Here is a 22,037-nt window from a genome sequence, read left to right as displayed (position 1 = left end):
CTTATATTAACTTGCTCTTTTCCGTACCTATTCTCGAAAATAAGACGTCTCCCTGGTGTCAGAAGAAAATAAAACGTTAAACTGAGAAAATATTATTGTAGACTGGCATGCCCGCTACAGCAGCCTGCTGCGCGGTGTTCCTGCAGCTCGTGCTCTGGTTCTTTCGGGCTACGCCGGGAGCGCTACAGTGGCCGGCTACAGCAGCTCTGCATACCTGATTGCTTCCGGACAGAGCCGCTACGGACGAAGCGTGTCGGCGCGGCGGGTGCTTCCCCCGGTCAGTCACATTCTCAGGGTTGCTCTTACCCCTGAAGTGCTTCTGCAGCAACCGGTACGCGGTAAAATTCTCGCCCAGACAGCGCTGGAGTTGTGGGCACTAGGATCCGCGAAAGGCATAAAAGAAGAAAAAAGCCCCTTTTCAGGGCTCTCTCTACTTCATTAGATCATTTTAGTAATGATAGTGAATCGTGAATTTAGGGTCACGCTGGTAACCAAAGGAGACAACGTTCCGATTCACATCTCCCACAGGAGCCACATGCTCGATAATTTCTTGTCCATCATCGGCAATGCCCTTGGTCAAGATCGGATCAATCGTCGCATTAATCGGAGTGAGAATAGAAAGTTGAACCCGGCCGGCGACAAGTTCAAGACCGTCGAATGGAACTGTGATATTGAACTCGAAATGATTAGGCTGATCTTTAAGAGGGTACAGCTTGTAATCGTAACTCAGCAGGTAAGTATTTGTGGCCCCCGATATTGGAATGAGTGGTGCCTTTTTCATAATGGCACGGAGCATGTATCTCGCCGCGTCTTCCATAACACCAGGTAGGTTTTCATTTTCAGACTGCTGAGCAATATCCTCAGCACCTTGCAGAATCGTTGAGGCTTTCTTCGGACTCATATCAAGACCGCTAATTCGGAAGAAATCCATGACTTCCTGTGGAACAGATGCCCCAGTGGGAACATACCAAGTTTCTTCCATTGGGATAGCTTCATTTGTTACAAGTAGCGTCTGTACGTAAACCGTGTCATATAAGCCGCCATTGTAGCGAGAAGTACCGTGAATTACAGCTGAAACGTCTTGAAGTTGTATTTGCATTACAATCAGACCCCTTTTTGATTTAATATAGTTGGTAGAGCGGTAAATGGGACGGCAGGATAATATTTTGTGAAAGTATAGCTATATCATGATTGCCTCCTCCTCTCGTTTTCGCTTTCAATAACCTATTATTAGGCAGCCCAAACTCTCCCCTATGAAACTAGAAAAGTTTGGAGGTACTGTTATGTTTGAGTTTGAGCCAGAGTTCAAAAAATCAGAAACTGTTGCCGCTCGAAATCTAGGTGAAAAAATTGCAAAGATGTATGGAGACATTCCACCAGTACCAGTGAAAGAAATCATCACCAGCAAGTACCAGATAGAGGTTATTGAGCTAGAAATAGATCCATCGGTTAGTGCAATTGTAGATTTGGATATGAGAGAGATCTTAATTAATTCCACGCAAGGCCAACAGCGGGGACGATTTACATTAGCACATGAGCTTGGACATATTGTATTGGACCATGGGATTCGTAAATGGAAGGAGTATTCATCTTATGTAGGCGTAAACTCAGATAAACCTATTGAGGAGGAAGCGAATGCATTTGCTGCTGGCTTACTGATTCCAGTATTTATGCTAAAAAGCGCCTTGCAACGAACAAAGAATCCAAGAGAACTTGCAAAGCTTTTTGATGTAAGTGAACACTCCTTATGGATTAGTCTTCAAACGCACAACTTGATAGATAAACTCTAAGAAAATGGACCACTAGTGTTAAAGTCATTTATGACCAAGCCAAAGAAAAACAAGAAGCCTCCACCCCACCTAAAGGTAGGATTGGAGGCTTCTTGTTGTGATTTTGAGTGATTTGTCTAAGAATTCAACTTTGGGATCAGTCTTTTTTTTACAGCAGTTGGTATTGAGTTAAGAAATTCTTTTTTTTTCGTTCGGCACGATCTTCATACAATTTATTTCTTGAATTTGAAAGTGCTTCTTTCCTTTCATCTTCGTCCAGATCAGCATCAGCTCTTGCGGCCACTGACATATTTCTTGTACCTACTAGATAGTTATCATAATCTAATTTCTGCTCTCTAATCGTATCAATAAATAATTCTTTTTTTAAATCGCATACAGCTAAAATACGTTGATGAAGACTAATATCAATTTCCCAAGGAAGTATTTCATCATCTAAAATCGTGAATAGTTCATCTAATTCAACTTGGATTTGTTGTGAAAATTCTTTTAAAGTTAATTTGTTTAAATCAATATATGCACTCAATAGTTCCCCAAAACTTAAAATTTCTCTATCTTTAAACCATTTTAACTTATAACTAACCTGATCATTTCTAGATTTTATTTCTGAGACGCATAAATTTGCCAAGTATTTCGAGTCTGTGGATGGCCTATCAAATAAAACATTTTTAAAAGTATTCAAATTATTAGTTAACATGAATGATCACCTATATTTATCGAATGGTAAAACTTAAAGTAAATGAAAGTACAAAGGTAATAGAATTGGGCATAGAAATAAATTTATAGTTTGACGATTTGGCAGAGGCTCTCATTTTGAGCCTCTACCTTGTCATTATGTTCAATTATTATGTTTAAATTTGATAGATTTATTATTTCGTTCTTTGAGGATATTAATTCGTTCTATCGCTTTATTTAGTCGATTACTGACTATCTTCGTTGATGCCCCTAGTAATAATGCCGTCTCTTCTACAGATAAACCGTCTATAAGCCTTAACTTAACGACATCATATTGCTGAGAAGTAAGCTGTCTAATGATTCCGTATAATTCTTCGATTTCCTCTTTGATAAGAAACTGCCTTTCGGGGTCCTCCTTCCCTTCGACGACGGTACAATATTCAAGGATTTCGATACTTTTATCTCTTTTCCTTTTATTGAACTCCTTCACCGCATTTTTTACCATGTTGTCAATGATGCCATTTACATATGTCTTGAGTGTCGCTCGCTCCGGATCGTATAGGTTGATTGACTTTGCAAGTGCATATACAAAATCATGCACTATTCGATCTATATCATCCTCGTTAGCGAGAAAGGCGAAGTTATAATGCTCAATTCTTCTCCTTACCTCACAGCGACAATGAGATATCAATTCTTCCCATAGCCTCTCATCCGGGTTATTTCCTGCTTTAAGAGCTTCATAGATGGGTTGATATTTTTGCTGCGTCATACTTGATCACCAACGGCTGTTAGATTTGTAGTTCCATACAACCTATTATCCAATCTATTAAAATATCCCCTCCAATATAAAAAAATATAATTAATTATAACATGCCGGATGGACGCTACGGTAACTTGATATTATCTACTATTGTTGAGCAAATTGTCAGTTCTGAGCTACTGCAGCTTCATATTCATGCTATGCCGGTTTTAGAGGGTGGAACGGACTCCGGGTGGCCATAGGGGTTCTTTGCTTCCATATCCCGCTCCACTCTTTATACTTAGAAAGGGATCGGCAGCGGACAGATTACCTTAAAGCAACATGCTTTTTTTCTTTCCAATCTTCTTCTACCAATGGAACTGGAAAATGTTTTGTAAAATAACAAAAGCCCGAATCCGAAGATTCGAGCTTTTATAGGTTTATTACAAACCTTAATTTGTACCTTACGATAGGCGCTCATTACGAGCTTGAATGACGACATATTACCTTCAAATCCTCTGTGCGTCAAATCAAATTTGCAGTTGACACAATATCCTCGATCTATAAAACTAATCCCAGAGTTAATCCTTATCTCTCCCAAGAGCTGTACTCATCGCATTGATTGTTTTCTTATGCGTTTTATCAAACCGGTGAGTATAGATCTTGTTTGTTGTAGCCAAATCAGAATGCCCTAACGCTTCCGAGATTGCCTTTAAGTCAACACCCGCTTCATAGAGAATACTTGCAAAAGTATGACGCAAATCATGAAGTCTGATTTTAGGCAATGCATTACGCTCTAAGAATAAGCCAAATTGCTCGGTCAGCGTATTCACACGATACGGCCTTCCATTGTCCTGGATATAAACATAGCCACTATCTATGTACTCATCACCCAACATCCATTTGTACTCTTCTTGACGCTCTCTGGCCCTGGTAAGGACCTCAAACAGTTCATCCGTCGTATAAAGCACACGCTTGCTCTGTTCCGTCTTGGGGGCTTTTATAATCTCTTTACTGCCTGCGCTAGTACGAACCTCTGCTATCTGGATGCTCCTATCCTTGAAGTTAATATACTTCCATTGAAGACCTACAATCTCTTCACGTCTAAGTCCCAAATAACCGGCCAGATATACGGGTAATTCAAGCTTGGTGTTTTCTACTCTGTCTAACAGAATATTTAATTGATCCCGTGTATAAGACTGGCCTACGAACCGTTCCTTCTTAGGAAGAGTTACAGCGTCTGATACGTTACGATGCACAAATTGCTGCTTCAGGCCGTAATCCAACGCTTTCCGAATACAGGCATGATGTTTATGTACAGTATTTGGAGAACGCTGCTTGTCATCCATTAGATATTTATAATACTGTTGAATGTGTCCAGGTTGCAGCTTTTGTAACTCGAAGTTACCCAAGAAAGGAATAATATGCTTAAAGATAATATTTCTGTAACCATAAATGGTTGTCTCTTCGCAGTTATACTTTACGTAGTTCTCTATCCAATGCTCAAGAAATTCGGAGAAGGTCATTTTTGTCGTCTGGACCAATAAATTACGTTGCTGATTATATTCAAATTCATTCAATAACTTTTTAGCTTCGGCCTCAGAGGAAGCGGACGTATATTTCCTGATTCGTTTGCCTTTACTATCTGTACCGAAATCAAAAGTAACCCGAAATTTGGTTCCAACCTTGGTGATGCTCCCTGCCATGCTATCATCTCCTAATTATATTTGCCGTAGGGGATTCCTCTACCTAAGGTTAGGATAGCATGCTGTAAGATATTTAGTTAATAGATAGAACTGTAGCCAAATGGACTACAGCTCCCTCAAGAATCATGCAGTTAAACGAGTGTTGGCTACAATTTGGCTACAATCCAGACCTGTATAAGTAAAAAACCCGCTCTGGGAGCGGGTTTTAGGATGGAGCCGAGGGGAGTCGAACCCCTGTCCGAAGATAACGGCACATAAGCTTCTACGAGTGTAGTTACAGTTTTGATGTCACCCTAGAAGCCCCCCGTAACCGGGTCCCCTTCGGGTCAGCCTGATTATCTTCTTCAGCTCACCCCAGGCGGAGATGAGACAGCGTATTCCACTATTTGTTAGCCCCTAGCCCTGTCACATGGACGATGCAGAGTAGAAGCACGCACACAGTTTCTTAGGCTGCGAAAGCGTAGTTGTTTTGTTGTTTGCCGTTTAATAGGCTTTAGCGTTGATGAAGCGGACGCGTCCCCACTACTCGCTACTCATGCTCGAACTATCCCCGTCGAATCCAAGAACGGCCCCTCATTAGAAAGGGCGCTTCGGATTAACGGATCAATCACAAGCACAAATGCTGATCCGGTACACAGCGATCTGACTTAAGATGGCTGTTCAGAAGCAAAAAATCTACTTACCTAGTATAGCACATTTATCAACACTTTAACACGCGGGTTAAAGGAATTGAAGGTTGAATCTGGAACCACTTCGCGCAGGTGCAGCAGTCCGTCTATCTGGCTACCTTCTGTTTGTCGCGCAGCACGCGCTGGATATCACGCTGTGCGTCACGCTTCGCGGCGGAATCCCGTTTGTCGTATTCTTTCTTACCTTTACCCAGACCAATCAGCAGCTTGGCATAGCCATTACGCACATATATCTTAAGCGGCACAATGGTGAAGCCATCCCGTTTGGACGAGCCCAGCAGCTTGTGTATCTGCTCCTTATGCATAAGCAGCTTACGTGTACGCGTAGGGTCGGTAGGATTGGCGCGGTTGCCCTGTTCAAAAGGACTGATATGCATGTTGTGGATATGAATCTCGCCATTGCGGATCGTAGCGAACGCATCCCCTATGTTGGCGCGGCCATTACGCAGCGATTTGATCTCTGTTCCTGTAAGAACCAAACCAGCTTCGTAGGTGTCCTCAATAAAATAGTCATGGGAAGCTTTTTTGTTCTGGGCGAGCACTTTCCCGTCTGCTTTTTTACCCATGAGCGTCACTCCTTGAATCGAATTCCCGGCAATCCTTCACGGACACCAGGTCTATATTGTATCAAAAGCGGAGCTGCCAGCGCAAGGAAGGATCGCTCTATGCTGCGGTTGTATGAAGCCAAATTCTTATTAAAAAGCACTGTTCCCCTAAAGGAACAGTGCCTCATATCGTTCAGCCTACGCCTTAGGTTTCTTCTTACGCTTACGGCGCCCGCTCTTCTCGCCAGTGTCAGCACCTGCCTGGCCTGCGGACTCCCCGTTGCCTGGCGTCACGGAGGGGCTAATGAACACGCCGCCTTTCTTCTTGCGGCGGCCCTTGCCCTCCGGCGCTGCACCGCGCCCTTCGGCCCCGAGGTCCTCGCGGCTGCGGAACCGTGTGCCCGCGTCTACGCCGCGCAGCTCACCGCCCGCCTGCTCAGACCCGCCACCGCTCGGCGCGCCGTAGCCGCCCTTGCCCGAGCCAAAGCCGAACGCGATGCCGCGTCCCCCGGCACCGCCACCGGCCTCCGCGCCGCGGCCTCTACCGCCCTCGCGCGGAGCGCCAGACCCGCCGGCTTCGCCCCGGCGGTCCGCCTTCGCCCCGCCTGCTGCACCTGCGGCGGCAAGACCGCGCCGTGCTGCCGCTTCCGGCCCGCGGCCACGCTTGCGGCCGCTGCCTGCTGCGCCGGCGATGTCCCACGCCGCCGCTCCATCCGGGCGTGGCTCGGCTACAGCGCCGCCGAAGCCATCGGCCGCACCGCCCTTGCCCTTACCGGCAGCGCCGAAGCTGCCCCCTGAACCCGCGCCGCCCTTCTTCTTGCCGGCGCCGTTCTTGCCTCCGGCAGCAGCACTGCCGGGCTTGCCTTTACCGCCACGCCCCTTGCCGCCTCCAGCCTTACCGGCGAACGGCTTGCTGATGCCTCCAGCGCCCGGACGGCCGCCTTTGTCGCCCCGTCCACCGTAGGTCCGGTGATCTCCCGCCGCGCGCGGCTTCATATCAACCAGCTCGAAGTCAATGGTGTGGTCATCCATATTGACCTTGGCCACGCGGATCTTCACTTCATCGCCGATGCGGAAGACCTTGGAGGTACGCTCGCCGATCAGCGCCATATGAGCTTCATCGAAGTGGTAGTAATCATCCGTCAGCGCACTGAGGCGAATGAGACCTTCGACCGTATTATCCAGCTCAATGAACATCCCGAAGCTGGTCACGCTGCTGATCATGGCTTCGAATTCCTCGCCGACCTTGTCCTGCATGAACTCCGCTTTCTTCAGCTGCTCGGTATCTCGCTCGGCTTCAACAGCTACACGCTCACGCTCCGAGGACTGCTGGGCAATATCCGGCATCCGGGAGGCCAGGTATTCGTGGCGCTTCTCGCTCAGCGCTCCTCCATTCTCAAGGACCTCACGCATAACGCGGTGAATGACCAGATCGGGATAACGGCGGATCGGTGAGGTGAAGTGGGAATAGAACTCCGCTGCCAGCCCGAAGTGCCCGGTACTCTCGGCATCATACTTCGCCTGCTTCATGGAGCGCAGCATCATCGTGCTGATCACCGTCTGCTCCTTCGTTCCCTGAATCTGCTCCAGCAGATCCTGGAGCGCACGCGGGTGAACCGAATTCCCACGGCCCTTCACGTGGTAACCGAAGTTAGCCGCAAAAGCCATGAAGTTCTGCAGCTTCTCCGGGTCCGGGTCTTCATGAATCCGGTACAGGAACGGAACCTTCAGCCAGTGGAAATTTTCTGCCACCGTCTCATTAGCGACCAGCATGAACTCTTCAATAATCTGCTCTGCCACAGAGCGTTCACGTTTTACAATATCGATAGCCTTACCGGCCTCATCTACAATAATTTTGCTCTCTTCAAAATCGAAATCCACCGCCCCGCGCCGCATCCGGGCATCGCGCAGCTTCATCGCCAGCACCTTCATCAGCCGGAAATCCCCGATTAGCGGAGCATAACGCTCCAGCAGCTCAGGATCTTCATCCTCGACAATCTTCCGTACGTCAGAGTAGGTCATTCTCTCCTTCGTGCGGATGACACTGGTGAAGACATCGTGCTTCACGACCTTCATCTGCTCGTCAAATTCCATTTCACAGGACATCGTCAGACGGTCAACCTGCGGATTCAAGCTGCAGATACCGTTCGACAGCCGGTGCGGAAGCATCGGAATGACACGGTCCACCAGGTACACACTACAACCACGGTCATAGGCTTCCTTGTCTAGCTCAGAGCCTTCACGCACATAATAGCCTACGTCAGCAATATGAACGCCCAGCTTATAATGACCATTCTCCAGACGCTCTACGTTGACCGCATCATCCAGATCCTTGGCATCCGCGCCGTCAATCGTTACGATATTGAGCCCGCGCAGATCACGCCGCCCCTGCTCGATAATCTCTTCATCTGTGATCGAATCCGGCGCCTGCTCTGCTTCCGTCATCACCTCAGCCGGAAAAGCCTCCGGAAGCTGATGCTTACGGATCACCGACAGAATATCCACGCCCGGATCATCCTTATGGCCAAGGATCTCAATGATCTCGCCCTCAGCCGCAGCACGGCCCTCCGGATAGTTCACAATGCGGACAACCACCTTTTCCCCGTCAACCGCACCCTTGAAAGACTCCCTGGGGATGAAAATATCCCGGTTAATCCGCTTATCGTCAGGCAGCACGAAGCCATAGGTCTCCAGGCTCTGGAAGACACCCACCGTCTGCGACACGCCTCTGATCAGAATCCGTTCCACTTCGCCTTCCATGCGCCCGCCGGACGGGCTCTTCGAGGTAATACGGATCAAGACGATATCGCCGTTCATTGCACCCTTCAGATCGTTCGCGTGGATATACACATCCGGGTGCTCCCGGTTATCGGGAATCAAAAAAGCAAAGCCCTTCGCATGTACCTGCAGCCGTCCGCGCAGCAAATCCATCCGCTCAGGCACACCATAGCGGCTGCTCCGGGTCAAAATGATCCGGCCGTCCTTTTCCAGGTCAATTAATAGAGCCTCAAAGGCTTTGAAATCGGCACTATCCTCCACGGCGAAATGGCTCACCAGTTCTTCATAAGTTAGTGGTTTATAAGCGGTCTCCCGCATGAAATCAAGTAAGATTTCCTGTGTTATCATGTTCGTCACCTCAGCCTCCTGCTGCATTCCTATGCATCGGCATACTGTATGCCTTGTCCTATTGCACAGTAATCATTTCAAGTAAAATTTACCTTTATATACTTCATACCCTAGTATACACGAAATCAATCCCGGGCATCCCTGTTATGATGTTCACAATTTTATATCTCCATACAAAAAAGCCCCCGTCTATTCCATTAAGAACAGAGCGAAGGCTTACTATAGACCCGTTATTCAACAACAATGGCAACAACAATTGACATGATGAAGAATCCAGCTGCCAGACCAACTGTTACACGCTGCAGCACAAGCTCCATACCGCGTGCCTTTGTTTTACCGAAGAGATGCTCGGCACCGCCGGAGATGGCACCGGAAAGACCTGCACTTTTCCCTTTTTGCAGAAGAACGACCGCAATCAGACCTACGGCAAAAATCAGAAGCACCACTTTCAAAAAGATATCCATTCACTTCCACCTCCTACGTCCAAGCATCACTATCTATGCTAAATTAGAATTTCCGTTTCATAAACAGCATTTTTATTTTATCATAGCCACAGAATGAATACAACCTTCCAGACGGCATTCACGCCCTATCTCACTATGAAAATCTCATTATTGCCATCTATCGCAGGTAGAAGCAACAAAAAAGCCTGCCGGAAACCGGCAGGCTCATTGATTCAAAAGAAATTATCTTTTGAGGTTGTAGAAGGATTTCAGGCCATTGTATTGAGCCAATTCACCCAGCTCGTCTTCGATGCGAAGCAGTTGGTTGTATTTAGCCACACGGTCTGTACGGGAAGGAGCACCAGTCTTGATCTGGCCAGCGTTGGTTGCTACAGCGATGTCAGCGATAGTGCTGTCTTCGGACTCACCGGAACGGTGGGAGATTACAGCTGTGTAACCGGCACGTTTCGCCATTTCAATCGCATCGAAGGTTTCAGTCAGTGTACCAATCTGGTTAACCTTAACCAGGATGGAGTTACCGATACCTTTTTCGATACCTGTTGCCAGACGCTCAGTGTTCGTAACGAACAGGTCGTCACCAACCAGCTGGACTTTATCGCCCAATTTTTCAGTAAGCAATTTCCAGCCATCCCAGTCATCTTCGGACATACCGTCTTCGATTGTGATGATTGGGTACTTCTCAACCCATGAAGCAAGCAGGTCAACATACTCAGCGGAAGTGTAAGATTTACCTTCGCCTGCAAGTGTGTATTTACCATCTTTGTAGAACTCAGTGGAAGCTACGTCCATACCGAGGAATACGTCAACGCCTGGCTTGTAACCGGCTTTTTCGATAGCTTCGATGATTGTAGTGATCGCTTCTTCATTGGAACCCAGGTTCGGTGCGAAACCGCCTTCGTCGCCAACAGCTGTGTTCAGGCCTTTGGATTGCAGTACGGATTTCAGGTTGTGGAAGATTTCCGCACCTGTACGCAGAGCTTCCTTGAAGCTTGAAGCCCCTACTGGAAGAACCATGAACTCTTGAACGTCGATGTTGTTATCGGCATGCTCACCACCGTTGATGATGTTCATCATTGGTACTGGAAGAGTCTTGGCGTTGAATCCGCCCAGGTATACATACAAAGGAATGTCCAGAGCAGTTGCAGCAGCGCGTGCTACGGCCATGGATACAGCCAGGATTGCGTTAGCGCCCAGCTTACCTTTGTTGTGAGTTCCGTCCAAAGTGATCATCAGCTTGTCGATGCCCACTTGGTCAAGAGCGTCCATCCCGATTACTTCTGGAGCGATAATTTCGTTTACGTTCTCAACAGCTTTCAGAACGCCTTTACCCATGTAACGGGATTTGTCGCCGTCACGAAGCTCTACAGCTTCATGAGCGCCAGTGGAAGCGCCGGAAGGAACGATAGCGCGGCCTTTTGCGCCGGACTCCAGATATACGTCAACCTCTACAGTAGGGTTACCACGGGAGTCAAGGACTTCGCGTGCATACACATCAGAAATAATAGTCATGTAAGTTTAATCTCCTTTTATACAATGGTTTTGGGTTTACAAAAACAGATGTCTTGCTTATTTGCGGCTGGCAATCATGGATTGTCCGGTCATTTCCGCAGGCTGCGGAAGTCCCATCAGATCCAGGATCGTCGGTGCCACATCTGCGAGAATACCAGCTTCACGCAGAACTACATCTTCAGTGGTAACGATGAATGGAACCGGGTTGGTGGTATGGGCTGTGAACGGACGTCCGTTCTCATCGAATACCATATCCGCATTCCCGTGGTCGGCAATGATAATAGCAACGCCGCCCTTGGCAACCACAGCATCCACAACTTTGCCTACGCACTCGTCCGTAACTTCAACTGCCTTAATCGTAGGCTCCAGCATGCCGGAGTGTCCTACCATATCAGGGTTAGCAAAGTTCAGGATAATGGCATCTTGTCTATCCGCTTCGATCTCCGCTACGCAGGCCGCCGCCACTTCGTATGCGCTCATCTCAGGCTGCAGATCATAGGTTGCCACTTTGGGCGAGTTGATCAGGATGCGGGTCTCACCAGGAAGCTCCTCGTCGCGTCCGCCGCTGAAGAAGAAGGTCACATGCGGATACTTCTCTGTCTCCGCAATACGCAGCTGCTTCTTGTTCTGCTGAACCAGCACTTCACCGAGCGTGTTGTCCAGGTTCTTCGGGGAGTACGCCACGAAGCCTTGAACGGTCTCACTGAAGGTAGTCAGGCATACGAAGTGCAGGCCTTGCGGGAACTTAGGACCACGGTCGAAGCCGCGGAAATCCGAGTTTGTGAACACTTGTGACAGCTGGATCGCACGGTCAGGACGGAAGTTAAGGAAAATGACAGAATCGCCGCTCTCCACTGTCGCTACCGGGTTGTTCTGGCTGTCCACAATTACACTTGGCTCCACGAATTCATCGAACACAGAATTCTGGTAGGATGCAGTGATGGCCTGAAGGGCATCGGTATATTTAGGGCCTTCGCCATATACCATTGCACGGTAAGCCTTCTCTACACGGTCCCAGCGTTTGTCACGGTCCATCGCGAAATAGCGTCCGGATACCGTAGCAATCGTTCCTACGCCAACCTCTTCAATCTTGGCGACCAGATCCTGAATGAACTTCTGTCCACTGTCGGGAGGTACGTCACGGCCATCCATGAAGGCATGAATATAGACTTCATGCAGATCTTCTTTTTTGGCCAGATCGAGCATGGCGAACAGGTGATTGATGTGGCTGTGTACGCCGCCATCGGATACCAGGGCATAGAGGTGAAGCTTTTTGCCGGTTGATTTAGCGCTTCTTACAGCAGCCACCAGCGTTTCGTTCTCAAAGAATTCTCCGTCGCGTATCGACTTGTCGATACGGGTCAGGTCCTGGTATACAATCCGGCCGGCACCAATGTTAAGGTGTCCTACTTCAGAGTTACCCATTTGGCCTTCCGGCAGACCTACAGCTTCGCCGCAAGCGGTAAGCGTAGTATTCGGATATTGCTTCAGGTAACGGTCGTAGTTCGGCTTGTTGGCTTGGGCAACAGCGTTGCCTTCATCCGTGTTCCGCAGTCCGAAGCCGTCCATGATAATCAGTGCTACAGGTCTTGGAGCTGACATTCTTACTTCGCCCCCTCAACGAGTGAAACGAAGGAAGCAGGCTGCAGGCTGGCACCGCCGACAAGAGCGCCGTCGATGTCGCTTTGACTCATGTACTCCGTTACATTCTCAGGCTTCACGCTGCCGCCGTATTGGATACGTACTGCTTCAGCTGTTGCTTCATCGTACAGACCTTTAACAAGGGTACGGATATAAGCAATAACTTCATTGGCGTCCTGGGAAGTGGAGGATTTACCTGTACCAATCGCCCAGATTGGCTCGTAAGCGATAACTACGCTTGCTGCCTGCTCTGCGCTAAGACCGGCAAATGCCGCTTCAGTCTGAACCTTACATACGTCCTTAGTCTGATCAGCTTCACGCTCTTCAAGCTTTTCGCCTACGCAGACAATTGGAGTAATGCCGTGACGGAATGCCGCATGCATTTTTTTGTTGACGATTTCGTCCGTCTCACCGAAATAAGCACGGCGTTCGGAGTGACCGATAATAACATACTCTACACCAAGATCCTTCAGCATTACGCCGCTGATCTCACCTGTATAAGCGCCGTTGTCTTCAAAGTGCAGGTTCTGTGCACCAATCTTGATGGTGGTGCCTTGTACCGCTGCAACCAGTGCTGGCAGGTTAGTGAATGGCGCGCAGATAACAGTCTCTACACCTGCCACTTCTGCCTGGCCTTTAATTTCAGCGATGAAGCCTTCAGCTTCCGGAACGGTTTTGAACATTTTCCAGTTGCCTGCAATAATAGGTGTTCTACTCATAGTGATGTATTGCCTCCCTCTTCGGTATTACTTGTCGTTCAGTGCTTCTACACCTGGAAGAGCCTTGCCTTCCATGAACTCGAGCGATGCGCCGCCGCCAGTGGAGATGTGATCCATCTGGTCTGCGAGGTGGAATTTCTCAGCAGCTGCTGCGGAATCTCCGCCGCCGATAACTGTGTAGCCTTCAGTAGTTGCACAAGCCTGAGCTACGGCAATAGTACCTTCAGCAAATTTATCGATTTCAAATACGCCCATAGGTCCATTCCATACAACCAGCTTGGAGTTTTTGATAATATCGGCATAGATTTCACGAGTCTTAGGACCGATGTCCAGACCTTCCCAGTCTGCAGGAATCTCGGTTACATCTACAATCTTGGTGTTGGCATCTGCACCGAACTTGTCAGCGACTACAACGTCAACCGGAAGCACGAAGTTCTTGCCCAGCTTCTTGGCCTTCTCAATGAATCCAAGTGCTGCATCAATCTTGTCGTTGTCTACCAGGGATTTACCGATTTCGAAACCTTGAGCCTTGGTGAACGTGTAAGAGAGGCCGCCGCCAATCAGTACATTGTCAGCCAGATTCAGCAGGTTGTCGATAACGTCAATCTTGTCTTTAACCTTGGAACCGCCGATGATGGCAGTGAAAGGACGTTCCGGGTTAGAAAGAGCCTTGCCGAGGACGGACAATTCCTTCTCCATCAGAAGACCGGATACTGCAGGCAGGAAGTGAGCGATTCCTTCTGTCGAAGCATGGGCACGGTGAGCTGCGCCGAATGCGTCATTGACGAACAGGTCAGCCAGTTCAGCGAACTGCTTAGCCAGTTCAGGATCATTCTTCTCTTCGCCTTTGTAGAAACGGACATTCTCAAGCACAAGCACATCGCCATCGTTCAGCTCAGCAATTTTCGCTTTTACCGCTTCGCCGATGGCCTCATCAGCCTTGGCTACCGGTTTGCCGAGCAATTCAGACAAACGGACTGCAGCGGAAGTCAACCGCATGGAATCGACGAATTCGCCTTTAGGACGGCCCATATGGCTGGCCAGAATGACCTTTGCACCGTTCTCAATCAGGTATTTAATTGTTGGAAGGGTTTCGCGGATACGGGTATCATCAGTGATCTTGCCGTCTTCCACTGGCACATTGAAATCTACACGCACGAATACGCGTTTGCCTTTTACTTCTACATCACGGACACTTTTTTTGTTCATGATTAACATTTCCTCCACACCCAAAATTGGTTCCTTCACAAAGCCATTTCACACGAATCCAGTTCATCAAGTTGAAACGACCTTTACCGTCCTCTTTAGGACGGTACCGTTTCAGCGAGAAATAGAAGGATACTTTATAGCGACCAGCCTATAAAGTCTTATATTTTTAGAAAGAGCGGAAACAGACTTTCCTTGTTTCCGCTCTATTGTACTGCTTATATGAAATCGGTCTTATTTAGCAAGCTTAGCGAATTTCTCCAAAGTACGAACCAGCTGTGCAGTATAGGACATTTCATTGTCATACCAAGCAACAGTTTTAACCAGCTGTTTGTCGCCAACAGTCAGTACTTTAGTCTGAGTTGCATCGAACAGGGAACCGAAAGTCATACCCTTGATGTCGGAAGATACGATTTCATCTTCAGTGTAGCCATAAGTTTCTGGGTCAGAAGCTTCTTTCATGGCTGCATTGATTTCTTCAACGGTTACGCTCTTGTCCAGAACAGTAACCAGCTCAGTCAGGGAACCTGTAGCTACAGGCACACGTTGTGCTGCACCGTCAAGTTTGCCCTTCAGTTCTGGAATAACCAGGCCGATGGCTTTAGCAGCACCGGTAGTGTTAGGGATGATGTTCTCAGCAGCAGCGCGGGCGCGTCTGAAGTCGCCTTTTGCGTGTGGAGCATCAAGAGTATTCTGGTCACCTGTGTAAGCGTGGATAGTAGTCATCAGACCTTCGATGATACCGAACTTGTCGTTCAGGACTTTGGCCATAGGAGCCAGGCAGTTCGTTGTGCAAGATGCACCGGAGATTACTGTTTCGGAACCGTCAAGGATGTCATCGTTAACGTTGTACACAACAGTTTTCATGTCGCCTGTAGCAGGAGCGGAAATAACTACTTTCTTAGCTCCGCCTTTCAGGTGCTTCTCAGCGGCTTCTTTAGTTGTGAAGAAACCAGTACATTCCAGAACGATATCAACGCCAAGCTCTCCCCAAGGAAGTTCTTCAGGGTTGCGGTTCGCCAGAACCTTAACATCTTTACCGTTAACTTTGAAGAAGCCGTCATGCACTTCAACATCGCCTTGGAATTTACCTTGAGTTGTATCATATTTAAGCAAATGAGCAAGCATCTTAGCGTCAGTCAAGTCATTGATTGCTACCACTTCGATACCTTCTACATTTTGAATACGGCGGAATGCAAGGCGTCCAATACGTCCAAAACCGTTAATACCAACTTTTACACTCATTGAATAGTTCCTCCTAGAGTTCGTTTTATTTATTCAAGACAGGCCGTGAGGCTCGTCAAGACAACAATGTTAAGTATAATGCATAAACCCTTTGCGCGCGCCCCATTTAATGGAATCTATAGGACCTTTTGTAGCTGTGTGTCGATTTCCTTGCCAATTTCGACAGCCGCCGCCTCGTCGATGACGAGAATATCCTCTTGCCCGAACCGCAGCATCGCATGAATAGCCTTCGCCTTGCGTTTGCCTCCGGCAATGCCGATAACGACTTCTGTTCGGATTATGTCTTCCAGGCGCAGCCCCATGGTCAGCATAGTGTGAACCACTTCGCCGTCCTCATTGAAATAGTATCCGAAGGACTCGGCTACAGCACCCTCGCCCTGAATCTCTGAGATTGTCCCGGAGTCCAGCTTGCGGCGGTGAGTCATTTCAATGGCATCACCTATTCCATGTACAATAATACGCGATCTGCGGATAATTTGTACAATCTCTCCAATATTGGAGTCCTGCGCAAGTGACTGATAAGCGTCTCCGCTAAGCAGATCGGGCACATGCAACAGTCGGTAATTGGCACCAATCCGTTTGGCCATGGTTGAAGCAATGGTGTTGGCCTGTATCTCCATGCTCTCTCCCAGTCCTCCGCGCGCCGGAACAACCCAGGCGTTCTTATAGGAAAGGGATAGCGGCGGGGTCAGCTGATCGGCCATCTCGGCCAGGGTTGATCCGCCTGTGACGGCAATCGTGTCGTCACTGCGCAGTACGCTGAGCAGTGCCTTGGAGCCTGCGCGCCCCAGTTCACGCTTAGTGAACGGCGATGTCTCACAATCACCAGGTACCACAATTACTTTGGTGAGACCGTACGTAGTACGAATTTTCTCTTCCAGATCATCCAGGCCGAATAGGCTCTTGGCGACCGGCTCCAGCAGGTCAAGCAGTCCGCGACCGGCATCGCTAATGCGCATACCGACGCTCTCGATCTCAATGAGCCCCTGCGATTTCAGAAGATCCGTCTCGGCGCGCAGCACCCGCTCAGTCATATCAAGCGATGCGGCTAACGTCCTGCGCCCAATAATATCTGACAGCATGATCTGATGTAGAATCGTATACCGTCTCTTAAGGGTTTCCATGAGATCAGGCAGAAGCTGCTTTTGGATTTCCAATAAATTACGCATGCTTTCACTCCTGCAACTTCGTCTTTCTCTTATCCCTTGTTCGTGGTCTCAAAATGTCCCGGGTTAACTTTTTAAGTCCCACCCATATTCTACCCAAAACTGACGCCGAGTGCAAGTGTTCCGAGACTATAATTCTCAGCCCGCTTTCATCTTATACATGGGCTTGTCCGGCGCACAGCAGGCAGGAGGCGTATCTCCGGCTTTCTTAATGAAAACGGACAAAACTATTTTTAAGCAGCATGCTTAATACACATTGCTTTTATCCGAGATGTGTATTATAATAATTTCTGTTGCGCCCGTGGTCCAATGGATATGACGTAGGCCTCCGAAGCCTGAGATCCAAGTTCGATTCTTGGCGGGCGCGCCATTATTTTCAAGCTTGTACATAATTTAGTGCCGGATATATTATATTTAACCAATGAGCCGCTTGAGGGCTCTTTTTTTTGAAAGTAAGTTTGACTTTCTTTGACTTTTTGTTTGAATTTGTTTATCATGTGGTTATTACGGTAACAGTAAACAATGAACACATTCGAAGCACCAATTTCAAGGAGGTTTTCCACGTGAGTTATATTCCTATGGTAGTAGAACAGAGCAACCGCGGTGAGCGCGCTTATGACATCTATTCCCGCCTGCTGAAGGACCGCATCATTTTCCTTGGAACGGAGGTTAATGACGTGGTAGCCAATTCCATCATCGCACAAATGCTCTTCCTGGCTGCCGAGGACCCGGATAAGGATATTCACCTGTATGTGAACAGCCCAGGCGGTTCCATCACAGCGGGTATGGCAATCTTTGATACAATGCAATACATTAAGCCGGATGTATCTACCATCTGTGTAGGTATGGCCGCTTCTATGGGAGCATTCCTGCTGAACGCCGGTGCCAAGGGCAAGCGTTTCGCCCTGCCGAACAGCGAGATCATGATTCACCAGCCGCTAGGCGGTGCCCAGGGCCAGGCTTCGGATATCGAGATCCGCGCCCGCCGCATCATCAAGCTGCGTGAGAAGCTGAACCGCATCCTGTCCGAGCGTACAGGCCAGCCGCTGGAGAAGATCGAGAAGGATACCGACCGCGATTACTTCATGAGTGCTGCAGACGCTGCCGAATATGGTATCGTGGACAAGGTAATTGAGAAGACTTTGCCGACAGGCGTATAAGTAATCTATCCCAATGAATACACCAAGAGGCTGTAACAGACCGGTCCGGTCATGTTACAGCCTCTTTCTTCATGCCTACCTTAAGCCCCCGTACCCCAGGGCATCCAGCTTGCCTGCGATTACGCGGTAGCCTCTGCCGTTCGGGTGGATATGGTCCAGGAACAGCAGCCCCCGCTCATTACCGGCAAATTCATGATATATCGAAGCAAAACCTACATTATTACTGCTATAGCCTGCGGCATAGCGGTTGAACTCCCGCACCCACTCTGTTGCTTCATCCACCTGGGGATATGGGTTATAGAGGCCTACCAATCGGATGATATAGGGGCTACGCGTACCAGCCTTGAGCTGTGTAAGGGTGCCCATGATGTCGCTGTAATTGTGCTTGCAATCCCGGAGCGCCTGCTGAAGCAAGCCCTGGAATTCACCGGGCCTGGGCCCCGCTGCCCGGGCTGCCTTAATCAAGTCATTGCCGCCAATGGACATCGTAATGATCTGCGCATCCTTCACTGCTGCCCGGTAGACATTAGAGGTCCTCAGCCGTTGCTTCAGCCCCCCGGTGGTCAGACCGTTGACGCCAAGATTCGCCGGCGCCACTGGCATGCCCAGCCTCCCTTCTGCCATCCGACGATAGATGGGGACAAACCCGTTCCCGGGCAGCGCCCCGAAGCCGGTTGTGAGTGAATCTCCGATAGCCGTATACGCATAGACCATAACCTTACCTCCCCGTTATAAGCTGCTTGCCTTCTATAGCTTATGACTATCCGGGTAAAGTGGTAACGGCAGGGCAGGCTGATTAGGCACTGCACATGGAGAATGCCCCTGCGTCTCCCGGAGGAAACACAAGAGCATTCTTATGAAGATCTATTATTTCAGCGCTGTGAACGGACTGCTACCGTCAGGCAGAAGTTCCTTGAAGCTGAAGTCGAATTCCGGGAAGCCTGCAGCATAGACGGTATATTCATACAACTGGAAGAAGAGCACCGCTTTTCCATCTTTTAAATAGAAATACTTCTCGGTATTCAGGCCGGTGAACCCGCCCAGATAGCCTCCATGAGCCTTGAGCTCAGTAGTCAACTTGCTGTTAAGCTGCTTCTTGTAATTGGGGTTGGCCCCGAACAGGTCGCCCAGCAGCAGGCGTTTGCCGTCTTTGAGCGAGAAGGTGAAGGCATTGCGGTACGTCATCCCGTGAGCACCGCCGGTATATTCGTACTGATTAGTCACCAGACTAAGTACGCCATCCTGATTGTAGGTGACTACATAGCCGCCTTCAAATTCATACGGCTGTTCATCCTTCTGGCGCTTGGAAATTACATCCTCAGATTCGGCTGCGAATTTCAGAACGGTCTGCTTAATCGTATCATTGATTGCCTTCTCAGCCTCTGCACTTGCCAGACCGCTGACCTGCGGATAATCCAGCCGGACAGGCGCATCCTTATGATCCTTCACATAGCTCACAGTCTTGATAGTTATCGCATTCTGCGTTCTTTTCGTCAGATTCAGCTGTCCTGCTGCCGCGTTCCAGTCCACCTTATAGCCCAGGTAATCGTTAATGAGCTGAGACGGGACGTACAGCCGGTTGTTCTGTTGTTTGACGTCATATTCATTGATGTAATAATTGTTCACCTTAATAGCGATTCCATACTCTGAAAGTACCAGCTTCGTTTGCGCAGCACCGGTACCGATCGTGTAGGTCTTCCCTGCTTTATCATAAGAGAGTGGCATCCCCAGCGCATCGCGCAGGAAGGTTACCGGCACCCATACCTTTCCTTCCTGGAGTAGGCCCGTTAGGGCTGTGCTTTTACCGTTTACCTTGAGCACTACAGAGGAGGATTTGGATTTGGCCTGAACGGTTGCCGGAGCGGCCTCCGTAATATCTGCATTGAGGATTCCTGTTCCGCCCAGCAGAATTCCTGCTGCGAGCATTCCCGCACCCCATCTGCGGATGTATTTTTTAGAGTTCGTATTCATTGTTATTTCCCCTTCCACCTGGTGGTATGATTAGTCATGATGTGTGTTCCTCAGTATCACTGTTCCTATTATAGTAAAAGAAAGCGCGGGGATTGTTACAATCCGCTTTACAGTTTCTTAAGGTTTGCCATGATTATCTAAAGATCCTGTTACCTCAATTTAAACAAATTGAGAGCTTTCGATAGCGCATATGTGCATATATATACATTCATATAATTATATAAAAGCGCCTGCCCCGCTATAACAGCAGAGCAAGCGCCTCTTGCGAAACGTTTATTTCAGTTCATAGGTTACATTCAATTGGGTAGTGACCTTGACCTGCCCGGGTTCAACGGAACTTCCGGCAGCAGAATCCATTGCCATCTTTTGCGCTGCTTCAGCGTAGACCACCGGGTTATTCCCGTCATCACTCTGAACGACTGTGACTACCTGGCCCAGTCCGCGTTTGGCTGCTTTGGCAATAGCCGCTGCTTTGACATCTGCATTCTGCATAGCCTTCTCGATTACCTGTGCTTCAAAAGCCGATGGATCTTCAATGGCAAACCGCACATTGCCGATGTTGTTCGCTCCAGCCGCCGAGGCAGCGTCCAGCAATTGTCCAACCTTTGTCAGATCCCGGTAAGCGACCTCCAGGGTATGCTGGGCGTTATAGCCTTTTACCTTCTGGCCGTCTTTCTCGCTGTAAGTGTAGTTAGGCTGTACGTAGAACTGGGTGCTCTGAATGTCCTTGTCCGCAATGCCCCAAGTGGTCTTGAACAAGGCGGTCAGCTTGGAGACCTTCGCGGCTGTGCCCTTCTGTGCTTCCTGCGCGGTTTCGGCAGTTGTCGTTACCCCGATGGAGAGATACGCGATATCCGGTTTGATCGACAGCTCGCCTTTGCCCACCACGTTCACAATATTCTTCTGCACCTCATCAGCGTAAGCCTTTTCAGGACCCTTTAGCACTCCGCTCAACCCCATTCCTCCAATCATCAAGCTCCCTGCCAGCAATACTGCTCCAATCGATTTACCCCATTTTCTCATGCTTGCCATCCCCTTTCGATTCGTTTAAGTGTTAGTACCCTCTAGACGGGACAGCATGGTAAAAGTTGCATGAGCAATGTACGATATTTTTTTATTTGCTCCCCGTCCCGATCCAGAAGCGGCGGATGACATTTCCGTCCTCCTCTATATATTCGCTATCCCCGATACCGCCATTCCTGCGGATTGTCCGTTCCGATGCGGTGTTGACGGCGTCACAGACCACGAGTGCCTGCTCAATACCCAGTTCACCGGCCTTCAGGAGAGCCTGTTTCAGAAGCTCACTTGCATAGCCCTGTCTGCGTGCAGAGGGGACGATGCCATAACCGATATGCCCGCCAGAATGGAGCAGCCTCTCCGTCAGCCGATGCCTGATGTTCACAGCTCCCACTACCCGCTTGTCCGTAGTCACCAGCCAGAAGGTTGAACTTCTCACCCACCCGTCCGGGATTTCTGCACCATGGGCATACCCGCGAAGAGCCTGAATCATACCGCCAAAGTCAGCCGGGTCCATCTCTGTTACCCAGGGGACAAATGGCTCACCGCTGGCCTTCCACTCCTCATAAAAGGCTAAATACGGCTCTCTGAACGTCTCAGCAGGTTCCACTAATGATACTTCATTGCCTTGAATCTGCATTCCTATCCCCCGCCTTATCCAGTATAGCTGAT

General features: G+C 48.9%; 19 protein-coding genes, 1 tRNA gene and 1 other RNA gene. 3 read left to right on the top strand and 18 right to left on the bottom strand.

Annotated features, from left to right (window positions below; genetic code table 11):
• Window positions 1–448: 448 nt before the first annotated feature.
• The gene (locus tag NYE24_RS21105; RefSeq protein WP_342476564.1) at window positions 449–1,099 is read right to left on the bottom strand and encodes a hypothetical protein; all 651 of its coding nucleotides are present in this window, start codon (window positions 1,097–1,099) and stop codon (window positions 449–451) included.
• 184 nt (window positions 1,100–1,283) lie between these two features.
• Between NYE24_RS21105 and NYE24_RS21100 the strand changes: the two genes are divergently transcribed.
• Window positions 1,284–1,790 carry an ImmA/IrrE family metallo-endopeptidase gene (locus tag NYE24_RS21100; protein WP_342476563.1) on the top strand — a complete coding sequence of 169 codons (507 nt, stop codon included), beginning with the start codon at window positions 1,284–1,286 and terminating at the stop codon, window positions 1,788–1,790.
• 148 nt (window positions 1,791–1,938) lie between these two features.
• Here NYE24_RS21100 and NYE24_RS21095 read toward each other — a convergent pair whose 3' ends face one another.
• From NYE24_RS21095 to NYE24_RS21035, 13 genes are all read right to left on the bottom strand, one after another.
• Window positions 1,939–2,484, bottom strand: coding sequence for a hypothetical protein (locus tag NYE24_RS21095; protein ID WP_342476562.1), 546 nt, complete (start codon window positions 2,482–2,484; stop codon window positions 1,939–1,941).
• A 141-nt stretch (window positions 2,485–2,625) separates the two neighbouring features.
• The gene (locus tag NYE24_RS21090; RefSeq protein ID WP_342476561.1) at window positions 2,626–3,231 is read right to left on the bottom strand and encodes a sigma-70 family RNA polymerase sigma factor; all 606 of its coding nucleotides are present in this window, start codon (window positions 3,229–3,231) and stop codon (window positions 2,626–2,628) included.
• 551 nt (window positions 3,232–3,782) lie between these two features.
• Complete coding sequence (locus tag NYE24_RS21085) at window positions 3,783–4,907, bottom strand: site-specific integrase (protein ID WP_342476560.1); 1,125 nt, start codon at window positions 4,905–4,907, stop codon at window positions 3,783–3,785.
• Window positions 4,908–5,115: 208 nt separating this feature from the next.
• Window positions 5,116–5,480, bottom strand: a transfer-messenger RNA (tmRNA) gene (gene ssrA, locus NYE24_RS21080).
• A gap of 202 nt (window positions 5,481–5,682) precedes the next feature.
• Window positions 5,683–6,162, bottom strand: a complete 480-nt coding sequence (smpB, locus tag NYE24_RS21075; protein WP_036690100.1) for an SsrA-binding protein SmpB — start codon at window positions 6,160–6,162, stop codon at window positions 5,683–5,685.
• Between the two features lie 177 nt (window positions 6,163–6,339).
• On the bottom strand, window positions 6,340–9,267 hold the full coding sequence (rnr, locus tag NYE24_RS21070; RefSeq protein ID WP_342479274.1) for a ribonuclease R: 2,928 nt from the start codon (window positions 9,265–9,267) through the stop codon (window positions 6,340–6,342).
• A 230-nt stretch (window positions 9,268–9,497) separates the two neighbouring features.
• The gene (gene secG / locus NYE24_RS21065; protein WP_036690096.1) at window positions 9,498–9,731 is read right to left on the bottom strand and encodes a preprotein translocase subunit SecG; all 234 of its coding nucleotides are present in this window, start codon (window positions 9,729–9,731) and stop codon (window positions 9,498–9,500) included.
• A 222-nt stretch (window positions 9,732–9,953) separates the two neighbouring features.
• Window positions 9,954–11,240: a phosphopyruvate hydratase gene (gene eno / locus NYE24_RS21060; RefSeq protein ID WP_036690094.1), complete on the bottom strand. Its 1,287-nt coding sequence runs from the start codon at window positions 11,238–11,240 to the stop codon at window positions 9,954–9,956.
• A gap of 57 nt (window positions 11,241–11,297) precedes the next feature.
• Window positions 11,298–12,842 (bottom strand): 2,3-bisphosphoglycerate-independent phosphoglycerate mutase, encoded by a 1,545-nt coding sequence (gpmI, locus tag NYE24_RS21055; RefSeq protein ID WP_076155966.1) that lies wholly within the window; start codon window positions 12,840–12,842, stop codon window positions 11,298–11,300.
• 2 nt (window positions 12,843–12,844) lie between these two features.
• Window positions 12,845–13,600, bottom strand: coding sequence for a triose-phosphate isomerase (gene tpiA, locus NYE24_RS21050; RefSeq protein ID WP_036690091.1), 756 nt, complete (start codon window positions 13,598–13,600; stop codon window positions 12,845–12,847).
• Between the two features lie 27 nt (window positions 13,601–13,627).
• Entirely contained in the window at window positions 13,628–14,809 is a 1,182-nt protein-coding gene (locus NYE24_RS21045) for a phosphoglycerate kinase (protein ID WP_036690089.1), read from the bottom strand.
• Between the two features lie 231 nt (window positions 14,810–15,040).
• The gene (gap, locus tag NYE24_RS21040) at window positions 15,041–16,051 is read right to left on the bottom strand and encodes a type I glyceraldehyde-3-phosphate dehydrogenase (RefSeq protein WP_036690087.1); all 1,011 of its coding nucleotides are present in this window, start codon (window positions 16,049–16,051) and stop codon (window positions 15,041–15,043) included.
• Between the two features lie 116 nt (window positions 16,052–16,167).
• Entirely contained in the window at window positions 16,168–17,220 is a 1,053-nt protein-coding gene (locus NYE24_RS21035) for a sugar-binding domain-containing protein (RefSeq protein ID WP_076155970.1), read from the bottom strand.
• Window positions 17,221–17,512: 292 nt separating this feature from the next.
• On the opposite strand from NYE24_RS21035, the gene NYE24_RS21030 reads away from it, so the two are divergent.
• Window positions 17,513–17,587, top strand: a tRNA-Arg gene (locus tag NYE24_RS21030).
• Between the two features lie 193 nt (window positions 17,588–17,780).
• The gene (clpP, locus tag NYE24_RS21025) at window positions 17,781–18,377 is read left to right on the top strand and encodes an ATP-dependent Clp endopeptidase proteolytic subunit ClpP (RefSeq protein WP_036690083.1); all 597 of its coding nucleotides are present in this window, start codon (window positions 17,781–17,783) and stop codon (window positions 18,375–18,377) included.
• A gap of 75 nt (window positions 18,378–18,452) precedes the next feature.
• Here clpP and NYE24_RS21020 read toward each other — a convergent pair whose 3' ends face one another.
• The 4 genes from NYE24_RS21020 to NYE24_RS21005 all read right to left on the bottom strand — a co-directional run bounded on the left by NYE24_RS21020 (window position 18,453) and on the right by NYE24_RS21005 (window position 22,005).
• Window positions 18,453–19,091 (bottom strand): GDSL-type esterase/lipase family protein, encoded by a 639-nt coding sequence (locus NYE24_RS21020; RefSeq protein ID WP_342476559.1) that lies wholly within the window; start codon window positions 19,089–19,091, stop codon window positions 18,453–18,455.
• 153 nt (window positions 19,092–19,244) lie between these two features.
• Window positions 19,245–20,348, bottom strand: a complete 1,104-nt coding sequence (locus NYE24_RS21015; RefSeq protein ID WP_342476558.1) for a DUF4163 domain-containing protein — start codon at window positions 20,346–20,348, stop codon at window positions 19,245–19,247.
• A 273-nt stretch (window positions 20,349–20,621) separates the two neighbouring features.
• Window positions 20,622–21,371, bottom strand: coding sequence for an SIMPL domain-containing protein (locus tag NYE24_RS21010; protein ID WP_036690079.1), 750 nt, complete (start codon window positions 21,369–21,371; stop codon window positions 20,622–20,624).
• Between the two features lie 91 nt (window positions 21,372–21,462).
• A complete protein-coding gene (locus tag NYE24_RS21005; RefSeq protein WP_342476557.1) occupies window positions 21,463–22,005 on the bottom strand; it encodes a GNAT family N-acetyltransferase in 543 nt (180 codons plus the stop codon).
• Window positions 22,006–22,037: the final 32 nt, after the last annotated feature.

Origin of the sequence: Paenibacillus sp. FSL H7-0350 (genome assembly GCF_038593195.1) — a bacterium.
GTDB lineage: Bacteria > Bacillota > Bacilli > Paenibacillales > Paenibacillaceae > Paenibacillus_AQ.
This window is presented reverse-complemented; position numbering and strand designations above follow the sequence as displayed.

Bases quoted from the DNA above. Each gene is read 5' to 3' on its own strand.
- NYE24_RS21105 (WP_342476564.1), bottom strand. From the start codon at position 1,099: ATGCAAATACAACTTCAAGACGTTTCAGCTGTAATTCACGGTACTTCT.
- NYE24_RS21100 (WP_342476563.1), top strand. From the start codon at position 1,284: ATGTTTGAGTTTGAGCCAGAGTTCAAAAAATCAGAAACTGTTGCCGCT.
- NYE24_RS21095 (WP_342476562.1), bottom strand. From the start codon at position 2,484: ATGTTAACTAATAATTTGAATACTTTTAAAAATGTTTTATTTGATAGG.
- NYE24_RS21090 (WP_342476561.1), bottom strand. From the start codon at position 3,231: ATGACGCAGCAAAAATATCAACCCATCTATGAAGCTCTTAAAGCAGGA.
- NYE24_RS21085 (WP_342476560.1), bottom strand. From the start codon at position 4,907: ATGGCAGGGAGCATCACCAAGGTTGGAACCAAATTTCGGGTTACTTTT.
- smpB (WP_036690100.1), bottom strand. From the start codon at position 6,162: ATGGGTAAAAAAGCAGACGGGAAAGTGCTCGCCCAGAACAAAAAAGCT.
- rnr (WP_342479274.1), bottom strand. From the start codon at position 9,267: ATGATAACACAGGAAATCTTACTTGATTTCATGCGGGAGACCGCTTAT.
- secG (WP_036690096.1), bottom strand. From the start codon at position 9,731: ATGGATATCTTTTTGAAAGTGGTGCTTCTGATTTTTGCCGTAGGTCTG.
- eno (WP_036690094.1), bottom strand. From the start codon at position 11,240: ATGACTATTATTTCTGATGTGTATGCACGCGAAGTCCTTGACTCCCGT.
- gpmI (WP_076155966.1), bottom strand. From the start codon at position 12,842: ATGTCAGCTCCAAGACCTGTAGCACTGATTATCATGGACGGCTTCGGA.
- tpiA (WP_036690091.1), bottom strand. From the start codon at position 13,600: ATGAGTAGAACACCTATTATTGCAGGCAACTGGAAAATGTTCAAAACC.
- NYE24_RS21045 (WP_036690089.1), bottom strand. From the start codon at position 14,809: ATGAACAAAAAAAGTGTCCGTGATGTAGAAGTAAAAGGCAAACGCGTA.
- gap (WP_036690087.1), bottom strand. From the start codon at position 16,051: ATGAGTGTAAAAGTTGGTATTAACGGTTTTGGACGTATTGGACGCCTT.
- NYE24_RS21035 (WP_076155970.1), bottom strand. From the start codon at position 17,220: ATGCGTAATTTATTGGAAATCCAAAAGCAGCTTCTGCCTGATCTCATG.
- NYE24_RS21020 (WP_342476559.1), bottom strand. From the start codon at position 19,091: ATGGTCTATGCGTATACGGCTATCGGAGATTCACTCACAACCGGCTTC.
- NYE24_RS21015 (WP_342476558.1), bottom strand. From the start codon at position 20,348: ATGAATACGAACTCTAAAAAATACATCCGCAGATGGGGTGCGGGAATG.
- NYE24_RS21010 (WP_036690079.1), bottom strand. From the start codon at position 21,371: ATGAGAAAATGGGGTAAATCGATTGGAGCAGTATTGCTGGCAGGGAGC.
- NYE24_RS21005 (WP_342476557.1), bottom strand. From the start codon at position 22,005: ATGCAGATTCAAGGCAATGAAGTATCATTAGTGGAACCTGCTGAGACG.